Annotated in this window: 9 protein-coding genes; 5 read left to right on the top strand and 4 right to left on the bottom strand. The window is 73.1% G+C overall.

Translation table 11 applies throughout. From position 1 onward, the window contains the following. The first annotated feature begins 318 nt into the window (after positions 1-318). The gene (locus QFZ71_RS10580; protein ID WP_307667999.1) at positions 319-5,295 is read left to right on the top strand and encodes an NAD-glutamate dehydrogenase; all 4,977 of its coding nucleotides are present in this window, start codon (positions 319-321) and stop codon (positions 5,293-5,295) included. 71 nt (positions 5,296-5,366) lie between these two features. On the opposite strand, the gene QFZ71_RS10575 is transcribed toward QFZ71_RS10580, so the two are convergent. Together QFZ71_RS10575 and QFZ71_RS10570 are read right to left on the bottom strand one after the other, a co-directional pair. Then, positions 5,367-6,134: an ABC transporter ATP-binding protein gene (locus tag QFZ71_RS10575; protein ID WP_307671404.1), complete on the bottom strand. Its 768-nt coding sequence runs from the start codon at positions 6,132-6,134 to the stop codon at positions 5,367-5,369. A gap of 28 nt (positions 6,135-6,162) precedes the next feature. Then, positions 6,163-7,113, bottom strand: coding sequence for an ABC transporter permease (locus QFZ71_RS10570; protein WP_373465101.1), 951 nt, complete (start codon positions 7,111-7,113; stop codon positions 6,163-6,165). A gap of 180 nt (positions 7,114-7,293) precedes the next feature. Between QFZ71_RS10570 and QFZ71_RS10565 the strand changes: the two genes are divergently transcribed. After that, positions 7,294-7,917 (top strand): TetR/AcrR family transcriptional regulator, encoded by a 624-nt coding sequence (locus QFZ71_RS10565; protein ID WP_307667998.1) that lies wholly within the window; start codon positions 7,294-7,296, stop codon positions 7,915-7,917. Between the two features lie 137 nt (positions 7,918-8,054). Here the strand turns inward: QFZ71_RS10565 and QFZ71_RS10560 are convergent, their stop codons facing one another. Next, the gene (locus QFZ71_RS10560; RefSeq protein ID WP_307667997.1) at positions 8,055-9,320 is read right to left on the bottom strand and encodes a hypothetical protein; all 1,266 of its coding nucleotides are present in this window, start codon (positions 9,318-9,320) and stop codon (positions 8,055-8,057) included. A 148-nt stretch (positions 9,321-9,468) separates the two neighbouring features. Then, on the bottom strand, positions 9,469-13,212 hold the full coding sequence (locus tag QFZ71_RS10555; protein WP_307667996.1) for a CDP-glycerol glycerophosphotransferase family protein: 3,744 nt from the start codon (positions 13,210-13,212) through the stop codon (positions 9,469-9,471). Between the two features lie 101 nt (positions 13,213-13,313). On the opposite strand from QFZ71_RS10555, the gene QFZ71_RS10550 reads away from it, so the two are divergent. The 3 genes from QFZ71_RS10550 (at position 13,314) to QFZ71_RS10540 (ending at position 16,315) form a co-directional block, all read left to right on the top strand. Next, entirely contained in the window at positions 13,314-14,489 is a 1,176-nt protein-coding gene (locus QFZ71_RS10550; RefSeq protein ID WP_307667995.1) for a CDP-glycerol glycerophosphotransferase family protein, read from the top strand. A gap of 144 nt (positions 14,490-14,633) precedes the next feature. Continuing rightward, the gene (locus QFZ71_RS10545; RefSeq protein WP_307667994.1) at positions 14,634-15,419 is read left to right on the top strand and encodes a methyltransferase domain-containing protein; all 786 of its coding nucleotides are present in this window, start codon (positions 14,634-14,636) and stop codon (positions 15,417-15,419) included. A gap of 11 nt (positions 15,420-15,430) precedes the next feature. Then, entirely contained in the window at positions 15,431-16,315 is an 885-nt protein-coding gene (locus QFZ71_RS10540) for a TylF/MycF/NovP-related O-methyltransferase (protein ID WP_307667993.1), read from the top strand. Positions 16,316-16,454 lie beyond the last annotated feature (139 nt).

Raw genomic sequence — 16,454 nt, 5'->3', positions numbered from 1 at the left:
GGAGTGTCAAAGTTCGGGGGGTTCTTTTGTACACAAGCAGCTCGTGACGTGATGGGGCCCGAGGGCGATAGCCTGGTGCCGTGATCAGCGCGATACGCCTCGGGGGCAGCGAAGCCCCCGGCCGCCGCCCGGAGTGCCACAGCACCCGGGCGATCCGCGATCTCCCGACTCCGGACCCACTGCCGAACACGGCCCCCGGGGTCCCGGGTATCTCTCGAAGCGGCATAGCGTCGACCCAGACCGGAAAACCCGCGTCGTGGCGGTACGCCGCTCTTCTCACCTACGTCACGCAACGGCGCGCGACAGGAGCCAGAGGACATGCAGACCAAGCTGGACGAAGCCAAGGCCGAGCTGCTCGAAGGGGCGGCCAAGGTAGCTGAAAACGGTCCGGGCGGTGGTGTCGGTGGCCCGGGAGGTGCCCCCCGGGCGCGGGTCGCCGCAGCCGGGGCCGACGAGAGCGCCCGTGCCGGTCAGGAGACCGTGCTCGCCTACCTCCAGCGCTACTACCTGCACACGGCTCCGGAGGACCTCGGCGGCCGTGACCCGGTCGACGTCTTCGGCGCCGCCGCCTCGCACTACCGGCTGGCCGAGAACCGTCCCCAGGGCACCGCGAACGTCCGGGTGCACACTCCGACCGTCGAGGAGAACGGCTGGACCTGCAGCCACTCCGTCGTCGAGGTCGTCACCGACGACATGCCCTTCCTGGTGGACTCCGTCACCAACGAGCTGTCCCGGCAGGGGCGCGGCATCCATGTCGTGATCCACCCGCAGGTCACCGTCCGCCGCGACGTCACCGGCAAGCTCATCGAGGTGCTCTCCGGCGGCCCCGGCACCCCGAAGCCGGGGGAGAAGGGCGAGCTGCCGCACGACGCGCTCGTCGAATCCTGGATCCACGTCGAGATCGACCGCGAGACCGACCGCGCCGACCTCCAGCAGATCAGCTCCGACCTGCTGCGCGTCCTGTCCGACGTGCGCGAGGCCGTCGAGGACTGGCAGAAGATGCGCGAAGCCGCCCTGCGCATCGCCGACGACCTGCCCGGAGAACCGCTGGACGACCTCGCCGAGGAGGAGGTCGAGGAGGCCCGCGAGCTGCTGCGCTGGCTGGCCGCCGACCACTTCACCTTCCTCGGCTACCGCGAGTACGAGCTGAAGGACAGCGACGCCCTGGCCGCCGTGCCCGGCACCGGACTCGGCATCCTGCGCTCCGACCCGCACCACAGCGAGGACGAGGCCCACCCCGTCAGCCCGTCCTTCGACCGGCTGCCCGCCGACGCCCGCGCCAAGGCCCGCGAGCACAAGCTCCTCGTCCTGACGAAGGCCAACAGCCGGGCCACCGTGCACCGCCCCAGCTACCTCGACTACGTCGGCGTGAAGAAGTTCGACGCCAAGGGCAACGTGGTCGGCGAGCGGCGTTTCCTCGGCCTGTTCTCCTCCGCCGCCTACACGGAGTCCGTGCGCCGGGTGCCCGTCATCCGCCGCAAGGTCGCCGAGGTCGTCGAGGGCGCCGGCTTCTCGTACAACAGCCACGACGGCCGCGACCTGCTCCAGATCCTGGAGACCTACCCGCGGGACGAGCTGTTCCAGACGCCCGTCGACCAGCTCCGCTCCGTCGTGACCTCCGTCCTCTACCTCCAGGAGCGCCGCCGGCTGCGGCTCTACCTGCGCCAGGACGAGTACGGGCGCTACTACTCCGCGATCGTGTACCTCCCGCGCGACCGCTACACCACCGGTGTGCGCCTGCGGCTGATCGACATCCTCAAGGAGGAGCTCGGCGGTACCAGCGTCGACTTCTCCGCCTGGAACACCGAGTCGATCCTCTCCCGCCTGCATTTCGTCGTCCGCGTCCCGACGGGCACCGAACTGCCGCACCTCACCGACGCCGACGCCGACCGCATCGAGGCCCGCCTCGTCGAGGCCGCCCGCTCCTGGTCCGACGGCTTCCAGGAGGCGCTCACCGCCGAGCTGGGCGAGGAACGCGGCGCGGAGCTCCAGCGCCAGTACGGCCACTCGTTCCCCGAGGGCTACAAGGCCGACCACTCGCCGCGCGCCGCCGTCGCCGACCTGGTCCACCTGGAGACCCTCAAGGAGGGCGAGAAGGACTTCGCCCTCAGCCTGTACGAGCCGGTCGGCGCGAGCCCCGGCGAACGCCGCTTCAAGATCTACCGGACCGGTGAGCAGGTCTCCCTCTCCGCCGTGCTGCCGGCGCTCCAGCAGCTCGGCGTCGAGGTCGTCGACGAGCGCCCGTACGAGCTGCGCTGCGCCGACCGTACGCACGCCTGGATCTACGACTTCGGGCTGCGGATGCCGCAGGCCAACGGCAACGGCGGCCACCTCGCCGACGACGCCCGCGCCCGCTTCCAGGAGGCCTTCGCCGCCGTCTGGAAGGGTGAGGCGGAGAACGACGGCTTCAACGCGCTGGTCCTGGGCGCCGGGCTGACCTGGCGACAGGCCATGGTGCTGCGCGCGTACGCCAAGTACCTGCGGCAGGCCGGTTCGACGTTCAGCCAGGACTACATGGAGTCCACGCTCCGCAACAACGTCCACACCACCCGGCTGCTCGTCTCGCTCTTCGAGGCCCGTATGTCGCCCGGCCGCCAGAGCGCCGGCACCGAGCTGACCGACGGGCTCCTGGAGGAGCTGGACGGGGCACTGGACCAGGTCGCCTCGCTGGACGAGGACCGCATCCTGCGTTCCTTCCTCACCGTCATCAAGGCCACCCTGCGCACCAACTTCTTCCAGAAGACGGACGACGGCACGCCGCACGCGTACGTCTCGATGAAGTTCGACCCGCAGGCCATGCCGGACCTGCCCGCGCCCCGCCCGGCGTACGAGATCTGGGTGTACTCGCCGCGTGTGGAGGGCGTCCATCTGCGGTTCGGCAAGGTCGCCCGCGGCGGGCTGCGCTGGTCGGACCGGCGCGAGGACTTCCGTACGGAGATCCTCGGCCTGGTCAAGGCGCAGATGGTGAAGAACACCGTCATCGTCCCCGTCGGCGCCAAGGGCGGCTTCGTCGCCAAGCAGCTCCCGGACCCGTCCGTGGACCGGGACGCCTGGTTCGCCGAAGGCATCGCCGCGTACCGCACGTTCATCTCCGCGCTGCTGGACATCACCGACAACATGGTGGCCGGCGAGGTCGTGCCGCCCGCCGACGTCGTCCGGCACGACGAGGACGACACCTACCTCGTCGTCGCCGCCGACAAGGGCACCGCGAGCTTCTCCGACATCGCCAACGAGGTCGCCGTCGCCTACGGCTTCTGGCTCGGGGACGCGTTCGCCTCCGGCGGTTCGGCGGGCTACGACCACAAGGGCATGGGCATCACCGCCCGCGGCGCCTGGGAGTCCGTCAAGCGGCACTTCCGGGAGCTCGGCCACGACACCCAGACCGAGGACTTCACCGTCGTCGGCGTCGGGGACATGTCCGGTGACGTGTTCGGCAACGGCATGCTGCTCTCCGAGCACATCCGCCTGGTCGCCGCCTTCGATCACCGGCACATCTTCATCGACCCGAACCCGGACGCCGCCACCTCGTACGCCGAGCGGCGCCGCCTGTTCGAGCTGCCGCGCAGCTCCTGGGCCGACTACGACACCGACCTGCTCTCGGCGGGCGGCGGCGTCCACCCGCGCAGCGCCAAGTCGATCCCGCTCAACCAGCACATCCGCGAGGCGCTCGGCATCGACGCGTCGGTGAGCAAGATGACCCCCGCCGACCTGATGCGGGCCATCCTCAAGTCCCCCGTGGACCTGGTGTGGAACGGCGGCATCGGCACGTACATCAAGGCCGTCTCCGAGTCGAACGCCGACGTCGGTGACAAGGCCAACGACGCGATCCGCGTCAACGGCGAGGACCTGCGGGCCAAGGTCGTCGGCGAGGGCGGCAACCTGGGGGCGACCCAGCTCGGCCGGATCGAGTTCGCCCGCAACGGCGGCCGGATCAACACCGACGCGATCGACAACAGCGCCGGTGTGGACACCTCCGACCACGAGGTGAACATCAAGATCCTGCTCAACGGGCTGGTCCGGGACGGCGACATGACCGTCAAGCAGCGCAACAAGCTGCTCGCCGACATGACCGACGAGGTCGGCGCGCTCGTCCTGCGCAACAACTACGCGCAGAACGTCGCGCTCTCCAACGCCTCCGCCCAGGCCCCTTCCCTGCTCCACGCCCAGCAGCGGTTCATGCGCCGCCTGGAGCGCGACGGCGCGCTCGACCGGGCGCTGGAGTTCCTCCCCGCCGACCGGCACGTCCGGGAGCTGCTGAGCAACGAGAAGGGGCTCACCCAGCCCGAGCTGGCCGTCCTGATCGCCTACACGAAGATCACGGCGGCGGACGAGCTGATCTCCACCGTCCTGCCGGACGACCCGCACCTGCAGAAGCTGGTCCACGCCTACTTCCCGAGCGAGCTGCGCGAGCGGTTCCCCGAGGCGGTCGACGGGCACGCGCTGCGCCGCGAGATCATCACGACGGTCCTGGTCAACGACACGGTGAACACCGCCGGTTCGACGTTCCTGCACCGGCTGCGGGAGGAGACCGGGGCGTCGATCGAGGAGATCGTGCGGGCCCAGTTCACCGCCCGTGCGATCTTCGGCCTGTCCCGGGTGTGGGACGCCGTCGAGGCGCTCGACAACAAGGTCGCCGCCGACGTCCAGACCCGGATCCGGCTGCACTCGCGGCGGCTGGTCGAGCGCGGTTCGCGCTGGCTGCTGGGCAACCGGCCGCAGCCCGTCGCCATCGCGGAGACCATCGAGAGCTTCCAGGACGGCGTGGCGCGGGTCTGGGACGAGCTGCCCAAGCTGCTCAAGGGCGCCGACCTGGACTGGTACCACTCCATCCTGGACGAGCTGACGGCCGCGGGCGTGCCGGACGAGCTGGCGGTCCGGGTCGCCGGGTTCTCCTCGGCCTTCCCGGCGCTGGACATCGTGGCCATCGCGGACCGTACGGGCAAGGACCCGCTGGAGGTCGCGGAGGTCTACTACGACCTCGCCGACCGGCTGCGGATCACCCAGCTCATGGACCGGATCATCGAGCTGCCGCGGGACGACCGCTGGCAGTCGATGGCCCGCGCCTCGATCCGCGAGGACCTGTACGCGGCGCACGCGGCGCTCACGGCGGACGTGCTCAGCGTGGGCGACGGGTCGCCGGAGGAGCGGTTCCGGGCGTGGGAGGAGAAGAACGCGGCGATCCTGGCCCGCTCGCGCTCCACGCTGGAGGAGATCCAGGGGTCGGACGCGTTCGACCTGGCGAACCTGTCGGTGGCGATGCGGACGATGCGGACGCTGCTGCGGACGCACGCGTAGGGGCTGTTGTCGTACGTTCGAGGGGCCGGTACCCGGTGGGGGGTGCCGGCCCCTCGGCGTGGAGTTCGTCCTCAAGCGCCGGACGGGCTTGATCGGGTGAAGGCCTCGTACGCCTTCACCACGTCCCTGGCCGGTCCGTCCATCCTCAGGACGCCCGCCTCCAGCCACAGAGCCCGGTCGCAGGTCTCGGTGATCGACTTGTTGCTATGGCTGACCAGGAAGACCGTGCCCGCCTCGGCGCGCAGCTCCTGGATGCGGTCCTTGCTGCGGCGCTGGAACTTCGCGTCGCCCGTGGACAGCGCCTCGTCGATCAGGAGCACGTCGTGGCTCTTGGCCGCCGCGATGGAGAAGCGGAGCCGCGCGCCCATGCCCGAGGAGTACGTGCGCATCGGCAGCGTGATGAAGTCGCCCTTCTCGTTGATGCCGGAGAAGTCCACGATCTCGTCGTAGCGTTCACGGATCTGCGCACGCGTCATACCCATGGCGAGCCCGCCCAGCACCACGTTGCGCTCACCGGTCAGATCGCCCATCAGCGCCGCGTTCACCCCGAGCAGCGACGGCTGCCCGCGGGTGTGGACCGTGCCCCGTGTCGGCGGGAGCAGGCCCGCGACCGCCTTGAGCAGCGTCGACTTGCCGGAACCGTTGGAGCCGATCAGGCCGATGGCCTCGCCCTTGTAGGCGGCGAAGCTCACCCCCTTCACGGCGTGCACCGTGCGTGCGCCGGGGGTACGGCGGCGCGAGGTGAGCCGGCTGAGCGCCGAGGTGGCGCTGCCCCTGCCCGTACGTGCGCCGTTGACCGTGTACGTGATGTGGACGTCGTCGACGACCACGGTCGGGATCCGCGGGTCCGCGAGGGTGTCCTCGACGTCAGCCGCGTCCGTACGTCTCCTCGGCCTTCCAGAAGTACACGAATCCCGCCACGCCGCACAGCAGCGCCCAGCCGGCCGCGGCCGCCCAGGCGAAGGGCGGCAGCTGGTCCCCGGTGTAGCTGTCGATGAGCGCGTACCGCACGAGGTTGATGAAGAGCGCCGCCGGGTTGTACTCCAGCACCACCATCACCGCCCGCGGCACCCGGTCGCCGGCCAGCAGGTGGTCCAGGCTCCACATGACGCCGGACGCGTACATCCAGGTCCGCAGCACGAACGGCGTCAGCTGGGCGATGTCCGGGGTCCGCGCGGTCAGCCGGGCCATGGCCATCGACAGGCCGGTGTTGAACAGCGCCTGGAGTGCCAGCGCCGGGACGGCGAGCAGCCACGCCGGGCGGGGGTACTGGCCGAACGCCAGGAGGATCAGGGCCAGCGCGCCCAGCGAGAACAGCAGTTGCTGGAGCTGCTGGAGTGCCAGTGCCACCGGCAGCGAGGCGCGCGGGAAGTGCAGGGCCCGCACCAGGCCGATGTTGCCGCTGATGGCGCGGGTGCCGGCGGTGATCGAGCTGCTGGTGAAGGTCCAGATGAAGACCCCGGTGACCAGGAACGGGACGAAGTCCTCCACCCCGTGCTTGGTGTTCATGAGGACGCCGAAGATGAAGTAGTAGACCGTCGCGTTCAGCAGCGGCGTCATGATCTGCCAGATCTGGCCGAGCTTCGCCTGGCTGTACTGGGCCGTCAGCTTGGCCGTCGAGAACGCCGTGATGAAGTGGCGCCGCCCCCACAACTGCCGGACGTAGGCGGTCAGCGACGGCCGGGCGCCGCTGACCGTCAGGCCGTGCCGGGCGGCCAGGGCCGCCAGCTCACCGGGGGCATAGGTGGGAACGGCCTGGTCGGGGGCGCTCGCCGGGGACGGCACCGGGGACGGCGGAGCTGCTGTCTGGCTCACCACGAACGATCGCTTTCGACGGAAGCGGGAGGGGGAGGGGAGGAGGGGCCGGGAGCGGGCGGAACGATATGGCCCCGTAGGGACGCCCTCGTGGGGACGGGACCGTATCGTCGTAACGCTGAGGGTAGGGCGCTCGGACGTCGCAACGCAACCGTTTCGTCGCGGCGGACTATCATGCGGGCCATGACCACCGAACGGGGAACCCGCCGCCGAGCCCCCGCAGGCGCCGCCGTCCTGCGGGAGGACGTGACGGACGCCATCCGCGCCGCCGTCTTCGAGGAACTCGCCGCAGTGGGGTTCGCCCGGATGTCGATCGAGGGCATCGCCCGGCGGGCGGGGGTCGGCAAGACCGCCGTCTACCGCCGCTGGAAGTCCAAACTGGCGCTCGTCCTCGACCTGGTCGCCGCCGTGGCCGCCCGGGGGATGCCCGCCCCCGCCACCGGTTCGCTGTACGGGGACGTGCGCGCCGTCCTCGAACTGGCCGCCTACGCCCTGCGCCACCCGGTCGCCTCCCAGGTCATCCCGGACCTGCTGGTGGAGGCCGCCCGCAATCCGGAGATCTCCGAGGCGATCAAGGCCGCTCTCCTGGATCAGCAGCAGGGCGTCGCCGCCGTGGTGGTGCGGGAGGCCGTGGCCCGCGGGGAGCTGCCGGAGGGGAGCGACCCGGACCGGGCGCTCGACCTCATCGTCGGCCCGCTCTACTGGCGGCTCGTCGTCGTCCGCAGCGCGCTGCCGCAGGGGTACCTGGACGATCTGGCCGCCTCGGCGGTCGCCGCGCTCCAGCACTCCGGTGAGCACCCCGGCTGAGCACACCCGGGCAGGGGGCTCCGGACTGAGGGCTGGCCCGCGCCGGGACCGGTGGCCGGCGGGCCCGCGCTCGGACCGGCCGGCCGCCGCCCCGGCGGCCTCCGACCGGGCGTCCCCGTGACGTCCCCCGGTGGCGCCTAAGGTGCCGTTCCCGTTCCCGTTTGCGTTCCCGGCACTCGGGCCAGCACCTCGCCCGTACGGGGGCTGAACGCCAGCACCGTCGCGTTCCCGGGCAGCCGCTGGTGGCGGGTGAGCAGGAGCCAGCGCACCCCGTACCGGCCGGTGATCCCGTCCCGCCGGGCCTGCGGGGTCGCTGTGTCGAGGTAGGCGGCCACCGCCCGGCTCCGCTCCCGCCGCTCCGCGGCCGCCAGGCCCGCGTCCGGCAGCGCGTCGGCCAGGACGTACGCCCCGTGCCCGGCCAGCGCGTACATCGCCGGGCGGCTGTCCGTCAGGACCACCTCGCCCGGAGGCACGTACGCGGTCGCCCAGGCGTACGGCTCCCCGGCTGCCCGTACCCCCTCGGTCGCGGGCGGTCGCGTGGTCCGGCCCTCGGGGGGCGTACGCGGGGCGGTGAGCCCGTTGTAGTACGGCCACGCCGCCGCCACGGACACCGCGCACACCGCGGCGAACACCCACCGCCACACGACCGGCCTGATCCGGGTCCGGGTCCGCACCGCGATCAGGGCGACGCAGCCGACGGCCGCGCCGATCGCCGTGGGCGGGTGGACCAGCAGGACGAGCCCCAGCAGCACGCCGATCCCGGCCGCCTCGCCCCGGGTGGGCGCGCGGCCGGGCCTCGGGTCGCCGGGGCGGGGAGCGCGGACGGCCGCGCGACCGGTCCACGCCCACAGGTGCAGGGTCACCGCCACCGCGAACGTCCCCGGCGCGCTCCAGCGGGCCGGGTCCGCCCAGTGGATCAGTGCCAGTGGCACCAGCGCGAGGACCGGCACCCAGCGGTTCGGGGTCAGCAGCCGGGTGAGCCGGCCGATCCCGGTGAGCAGGAGCAGCAGGTTCACCGACGCGGCCAGCGCGACGACCGACGGCCCGGAGAGGCCGGTGGCGCGGGCGGTGAGCCCTTGGAGCAGCGCGTACGGGGAGTAGTGCGCACTCGCCACGGCGGGCAGGTCCGTCATCGGGAACGCCGGGTGCAGCAGGCTCGCCCGCAGCCGTTCGACGATCGCCGCCTGGAGCCCGGCCTCGCAGCACAGCGGGGTCCGCCAGGCCGCCGCCGACAGCACCGCCCACAGCAGACCGCCCAGTACGAGGTACGGCGACGGCAGCCACAGGGGCGGCCGGGCAGCCCTGTCGGCCCCGCCGCCCTCGGTCGCGGGCGGGAGATCGGAGGAGGAGGAGGAGGAGGAGGAGGAGGAGGCCGGGGCGGAGGCAGCGGAGAAGAGGGGCACACCTCATGGGTTCCGTGCGACGCGCCCGCTCTCCCCGCAGCCACCCGTCCGAGGGATTCCGGGCGGCGGATCGCGGGCCGCCGTGCGCACGGGGACAGGGCGGCGTGCTCGGTGCCCGAGGCCCTGCCGCCACGGGGCCGGACGGGCGCTACGCGGGGTCCGCCAGCAGGCGGTCCGCGACGCGGGCCGCCGCCCCGCCGTCGTCCAGGTCGCAGAAGTCGCGGCGGAAACTCTCGTACGCGTCCGCGTGGCGGGCCGCCTGTGCGCGGGTGTCGCGCAGCGCCCGCGCCACCTCGTCCGTCGTGACCAGCAGAGGCCCCGGCGCACGGGTCTCGAAGTCCAGACAGAAGCCGCGCACGGTGTCGCGGTAGTGCTCCAGGTCGTACGTGTGGAAGAGCATCGGCCGGCCCGTCAGCGCGAAGTCGAACATCAGCCCCGCGTAGTCCGTCACCAGGACGTCGGCGGCCAGGAGCAGCCCGGCCGCCCCCGGATGCCCGGACACGTCGAGCACGCCGGGCCCGTCCTGGAGCCCGCCGGTGACCCGCGGGTGCCGCCGGACCAGCACCGTGTGGCCGGGGCCGAGCGCGCGGGCCAGCGCGTGCGGGTCGAGCGCCGGGTCCCAGCGGTACGGGCCGGGGACCGTGCGGTCCGGGGACGCGGACGGCGGGTGGGCCAGGTGGTCGCGGTAGGTCGGGGCGTACAGCACGACACGGTGGTCCCCCGGCACGCCGAGCCCGCGCCGGACCTCCTCCGCGGCCTTGTCCCGGTCGGGCGGGAACAGCACGTCGTTGGCGGGCGACCCCGCCTCCAGCACCTCGCCCCCGTAGTGGAGCGACCGGCGCAGCCACGGGGTGGCGAAGCTGCTCGGGGAGACCAGGACCGACCACTGGGCCGACCGCCGCGGCAGGGTGGCGAGGTACTGGTGATCGGCGTAGAGGGTGTTCGCCAGGCCGGCGCCGAACCGGCCGAGCGGGGTTCCGTGCCAGGTCTGGACGACCGTCTGCCCCGGACGCCGCTCGAACCACGTGGGCAGCTGCCCGTCCGTGACGATCCGGCGGGAGCGGGCCAGCGCCTCGTACCAGTCGGCGCTGTGGACGGGGACGGCCCGCGCGCCGGGTGGTACGCGGGTGGTGCGGCCGGGGGTGGTACCGGTGACCCACAGGTGTTCGGCCTCCGTGCCCCGGCGCACGAGTTCCGCGTGCACGGCGCGCGGGGAGTCGCCGCCCGCGTAGAGGACGGTGTCCTGGAGCGGGGGTCCGCCCGGCGTACGCCGGGCGGGGTGGTGCGCGGCGCGCAGGAGCCGTCTGCCGTACGCGCTCCGCCCGGCGTGTGCCGGGAGGCCGGGCTCCGCGACGACGGACAGCCGGTCGCCGTGCCGCCGCTCCGGGCGCAGACCGTTCCCGCCTTCTCCGCCGCAGGGCAGCTGCGCGGCGGCGGAACCGAGGATGCGCACAGGCTGCCCGTCCAGGCGGACCTCCCAGCGGCCCGCGGGGAGGGGCGGGGCGATCAGCGCGGAGAACCGGTGGCGGTGGCCGCCCGGAGAGGGACCCGGGGCCGGGGTTCCGTCCGCACGCGGGTGACGGGAGTCCTCCGGGGGCCGGCCGTCCGGGACGCCCCCGGCACCGTCCGAGGCAGGGGCTTGGCGCGGGGCCGGGCCGTCAGCGGCCTCCGTGCCCACGGGGACCTCGCGCGCCCCGGTCTCCGCGCCTGCGACGACCTCGCCCACGACGGCCTCCGTGTCCACGACGGCCTCTGCGACCCGTACCTCCTCGTGCAGCGTCTCGTGGCGCAGGACGAGACGGCTGCCGTCCAAGCCTCCTGAGTCGGCCGCCGCCCCCGGCGCGTACCGTCCCCGCGCGCACGCCCCCGGCGTGTACGTCCCCGAGATGCGCAGGCCGCCCTCACGGGTGCGCTCCACGCGGTCCGCGTACGGAGGGCCCGCCAGGTCCAGCACCAGGTCGCCCGCGGCGTCCGCGTGCGCGGGCGGCGGCAGGCCGGGGGCGGCGGGCAGCGGAACGCGGTCACCCGCCGGGAGCAGCAGCCGGGCCCGCCACCGCGTCCCGCCCGCCGTCTCGACCTCGCGGGGGGCCCGGCTCGGGGCGGGCGGGGCGGCGGCGAGCTCGGCGACCGGTACGCGCACGGTGAACGGGACCCCGGCCGGCCGGTCCGCGGCACCGTCACCGGAACCCGCCCCGTACTCCACCGGGCAGGAGCGCTCCTCCCCGCCCTCCTCGCCCTCCCGCGTCAGCAGCAGCGCCGTCGGCCGCACCCCGTCGAACAGCCGGCCCCGGACCTCCAGCACCGAGCCCTCCGCACCCTCCGCGCCCTCCGCCCCGACCGCCCGGTGGGCCTCGGCCAGCGCCCGCGGGCGGGACACGGTCAGCCGGAGCCGGCCGTCCCGGTAGTCGAGCACCGCCCGTCGCCCGTCGCCCAGGTCGTGCACCAGTGGCTGGTCCGCGCCCGCGTCCGGGGCGCGGACCGCGACCCGGCGCACCGTGCCGGGCGCCGCGAGGACCAGGCCCACCAGCCAGCCGCCTCCCTCCGCCGTCACGGGCAGCCGGTCCGGGTCGAGGACCATCTCGAAGCCCGCGTGGTCGTAACCGTGCAGCTCCTGGCCCGAGTCGGCCGTCGCCTCGGGCGCGCCCACGGACCGCACCGGCACCGGCCGCACCCGGCGGCTCCGCTCCGCCCGGACCATGCCCACCGTCAGCCGTCGTCGCGCCGACCCGGCGGGGAGGTTGCGCAGATACGCGTACCCGCGCAGCCGCAGCTTCCCGTCCGCTCCCCACCGCGCCTCCAGGAGCCGCGCCACGGCGGGGATGTCCGTACCCGCGAGCCGAGCGCTCGCGCCGTGCACGCCGGGGTACACCGCCCGCCGCCGACCCGGAAGTCCTTCGACGGCGAACACACCCGCCCCGTTGGCCCGTTCGAAGGCCAGCACCGCCAACAGCTCCTCCACGCGCCGCTCCCGCACGAGGGACCACTTGACGCGCAGCTCCACCGGCAGTCCTTCCAGCACCTCGGGCCCCGCCCGGTCGAGGAAGGCCCCCGCGCCCTCCAGGAACGCCGACCGGTACGCCTCGCCGCCCAGCGGCAGACCGTCCAGGAAGTAGACGAAGTCGTCCCGCAGACAGGACGTGTCGTACGCGCGCCGCTGTGCCGCGTCCCGGCCGCCGAGGAACGCGCTGACCTGCTCGCACGCGGCGATCCGGTCCCGTACCCCCGTGACGTCCGTACGCCTCCGGGTGATCGAGCCCTCCCGCACCCGCCAGTAGTAGACGTGCTCGTGCAGGACGTCCACGGACCCGGCGAGATAGTGCGCGGGGATCATCACCGGGGTGTCCTCGTACAGCTTGCCCTCGGGGAAGGCGAAGGCGTGCGCGTCCCAGAAGGAGCGGCGGAACACCTTGTTCCACGCCACCCGGTCGGCCAGCAGACGCGGGTCCCGGCCGATATGGGTACGCGGGCGGGGGCCGGTCAGCCAGCGGTACTGCCACGCCTGCTGCCGCCCCTGCCCGGTCAGCCGCCACACGTTGCCCGTCGCCAGGTCGGAACCGGTCGCCTCCAGCGAACCCGTCATCCGCTCGTACGCGTCGTGCACGACGATGTCGTCGCTGTCCACGAACGCCAGGTAGGGGACGGCGGGGGTGGTGTGGCGGACCCCGGTGTTGCGGGCCGCGCTCAGCCCCGCGTTCTTCTGCCGCACCAGCCGGAACCGGTCGTCGCGGGCGGCGAACTCCGCCGCGATCCGGCCGCTGGCGTCCGTGGAGCCGTCGTCGACCATGACCACCTCGATCGCGTCGAGGGTCTGGTCCGCCACCGACCGCAGGCAGTCCTCGAGGTAGTCCTCGACATTGTGGACGGGGACGACGACGCTGAGGAGTGGCTTCATGTCCTGGTCAACACGAGGCCGGTCGCGGGGTCACCGACGCTGACCCGAACGGGTGAACGCGGCCCGTCCGCCGCCCGGCCCCGACAGTACGCTCGGCTCCCATGCCCACCCGAGCCACCGTGAAGCGGTACGTCCGCAGGCACGCCCTGCGGGCCGTCTACCGCACCGACCTGCGCCGCCCGCTCGACCCGGACCTCGCGGTCTACGGGGCGTACTGGAACCGCGGCGTCGCCTGCAACCCCGCCGCGATCCACGCCAAGGCGCGCGAACTGCGCCCGCACATCCGGGGGTTGTGGGTCGTCTCCTCCCGGCACCGCGACCGGATGCCGGCGGGTGTGCCGTATGTGATCGAGGGCTCGCGCCCCTACTGGCGGGCCATGGCCACCGCCACCTACCTGGTCAACAACTCCAGCTTCCCCGGCGGTTTCACCAAGCGGACCGGCCAGCGCTATCTCCAGACCCATCACGGAACCCCCCTCAAGACCATGGGGCTCGATCAGCGCGCGTACCCCGCCCTCGCCCGGAAGACCGACTTCGACAAGATCCTCGCGCACGTCGGCCAGTGGGACGCGAGCCTCTCCGCCAACCCGCACTCCACCGGGGTCTGGGACCGCGTCTATCCGGGTACCTACGAACGGCTCGACCTCGGATATCCGCGCAACGACGTGTACTTCACCACCACCTCCGAGGAGATCGGCGCGATCCGGGCCGGACTGGGCATCGCCGAGGGGCGGACCGCCCTCCTCTACGCCCCGACCCACCGCGACTACCGCGACGGCTTCGCCCCCGACCTCGACCCGGAGCGGCTGGCGCGCGCACTGGGCCCTGACTACGTGGTGCTGGTGCGGGCCCACTACTTCTACGGGCGGTCCGCCGAGGTCGGCGCACCCGGAGCGCCAGGGGTCATCGACGTCACCGGGCACCCCCGTGTCGAGGAACTGTGCCTGGCCGCAGACGCGTTGATCACCGACTACTCCTCCCTCACCTTCGACTACGCCTGCCTCGACCGCCCGATCGTCGTCCACGCCCCCGACTGGACCGCCTACCGGGCCGCGCGCGGTACGTACTTCGACCTGCTCTCCGGACGACCCGGCGACACCCCCGGCCCGGTCACCACCACCCCGGCCGAGCTGGCCGGCGTGTTCCGCACGGGGGAATGGCGTTCGCCGGAGGCGGCCGCGCTGCGCACCGCGTTCCGGGAGCGGTTCTGCCCGTACGACGACGGGCACGCGGCCGAACGCGTCGTGCGGCACTTCTTCGCCCCGTCCGTGCGGTGACCCGCCCGCGCGGCACCCCGCCCGCGTAGGGACCCGGCCGCACCGCCACCCGGATGGCTCATTCGGCCGCCGGTCCCGATTCCTCCGCCCCGCACGGTCGTTGAGCCCCACAGCCCGCTCGCCCCGCCATGTTGGGAGACGTCCATGCACCGGTCCGCCTACGAGCAGATGGAACTCTGCATCAAGGAGTACCTGCCCGTCGAAGGGCCCGCCGCGGGGCCCGCGTCCGGCAAGGGCGCCCGCCGGAGCGGCACGTACCGGGTCGTCGACCTCGGCTCCCGCATCTCCGGCAAGCAGACCCGCACCCACCGGGCCCTCCTCGCCGGCCACCCCGTCGACTACTTCGGGGTCGACGTGCAGGACGGCCCCAACGTGGACGCCGTGATGGCGAAGCCGTACCGCATCCCCGCCCGCTCCAACAGCGCCGATGTCGTACTGTCCGGGCAGGCGTTCGAGCACATCCCGTTCTTCTGGGCGTCGATGCTGGAGATCGCCCGCGTGCTCAGGCCCGGCGGGCACGCGTTCATCACCGCTCCCTCGCGCGGCCACGTCCACGATGCCCAGGACTGCTGGCGCTACTACCCGGACGGCTTCCGCGCCCTCGCCGCCCACTCCCGGCTCGAACTGCGCGAGGCGTACACCGACTTCCCGCCGCGTCAGGGCATCTGGCACGACTACCGGGCCATCGACAAGAAGGCCGCCTACTGGGGCGACTCCGTCGGCGTCTTCCGCAAGCCGGAGCGCTACCCCCACCTGACCATGTTCGCCGTGCGGGAGGTGGCTGTCTGGTGGGCCAACCGGGTCGGCGGCGTGGACGGCGTCCCGCTGCCGAGGCCGGTGGACGGCCGCGAACGGTGCGGGCGCCCGGCGAGCGTGCCCGCGCGGACGGCCGCACTCGAACAGGAGCCGCCCGCATCAATGGCAGGTTGACGAAAGATGACATGTGGCACAAAGCGCGCGTACTGTCCCGGTGCATGGCTTGGCGCAACGCCGTCAACGGCGTCCTTCAGCAGCTCACCGGATATCAGCTCAGGCGCGTCACCGTGCCTGCCGCCCGTACCGCCCGCGCCGCTCCGGCACCGGCCGCGCAGGCGGGCCCCGCACCCGCTTCGGCCGCGAAGCCGAAGCCCGCGGCGAAAAAGCCCGCCCCGGCGTTCCCGGCGGACTACGACGACGAGGCGAAGGACATCATCCGCGCGGTCAAGCCGTACTCGATGACCTCGCCGGAGCGGCTCAACGCCTTCATCCTCGCCACCCGGTACATCGCCCGGCACGACATTCCCGGTTCCGTCGTCGAATGCGGCGTCTGGCGCGGCGGTTCCATGCAGGCCTGCGCCCGGACCCTCCTCTCCGTCGGGGAGACCGAGCGCGACCTGTACCTCTTCGACACCTACGAGGGCATGACCCCGCCCACCGCCGAGGACCTGCGGCGCGACGGCCGGCCCGCCCGGGAGCTGCTGGACGCCCAGGGCAAGGACCGGCCGATCTGGGCCGTCGCCTCGCTGGAGGACGTCAAGGCGGGCTTCGAGGACGTGCCGTACCCGCAGGAGCGCGTGCACTACGTGCGCGGCCGCGTCGAGGACACCGTCCCCGACCAGGCCCCCGAGCAGATCGCGATCCTGCGCCTGGACACCGACTGGTACGCGTCCACCAAGCACGAACTGGAGCACCTGTACGACCGGTTGGTCCCCGGCGGCGTGCTCCTCATCGACGACTACGGCTACTGGCAGGGATCACGGCAGGCCGTCGACGAGTTCCTGGAGAAGACCGGCGAACGGCTGCTCCTGCTCCGCATGGACGAGGGCCGGATCGCCGTCAAGCCCTGACCTGCCTCCCCGCCCGCGGCAGCGCCGAGCACCGAGCCCCGTGCCCTTCCGGTACGGGGCTCGAACGTGCTCCCGGCGCGCCCCCGTGTGCCCGACTCCGCCCCTACCGTCACCCGAACGGACCCCCTCGGGTGACTCG

The sequence above is a fragment of the Streptomyces sp. V2I9 genome, from assembly GCF_030817475.1.
GTDB lineage: Bacteria > Actinomycetota > Actinomycetes > Streptomycetales > Streptomycetaceae > Streptomyces.
This window is presented reverse-complemented; position numbering and strand designations above follow the sequence as displayed.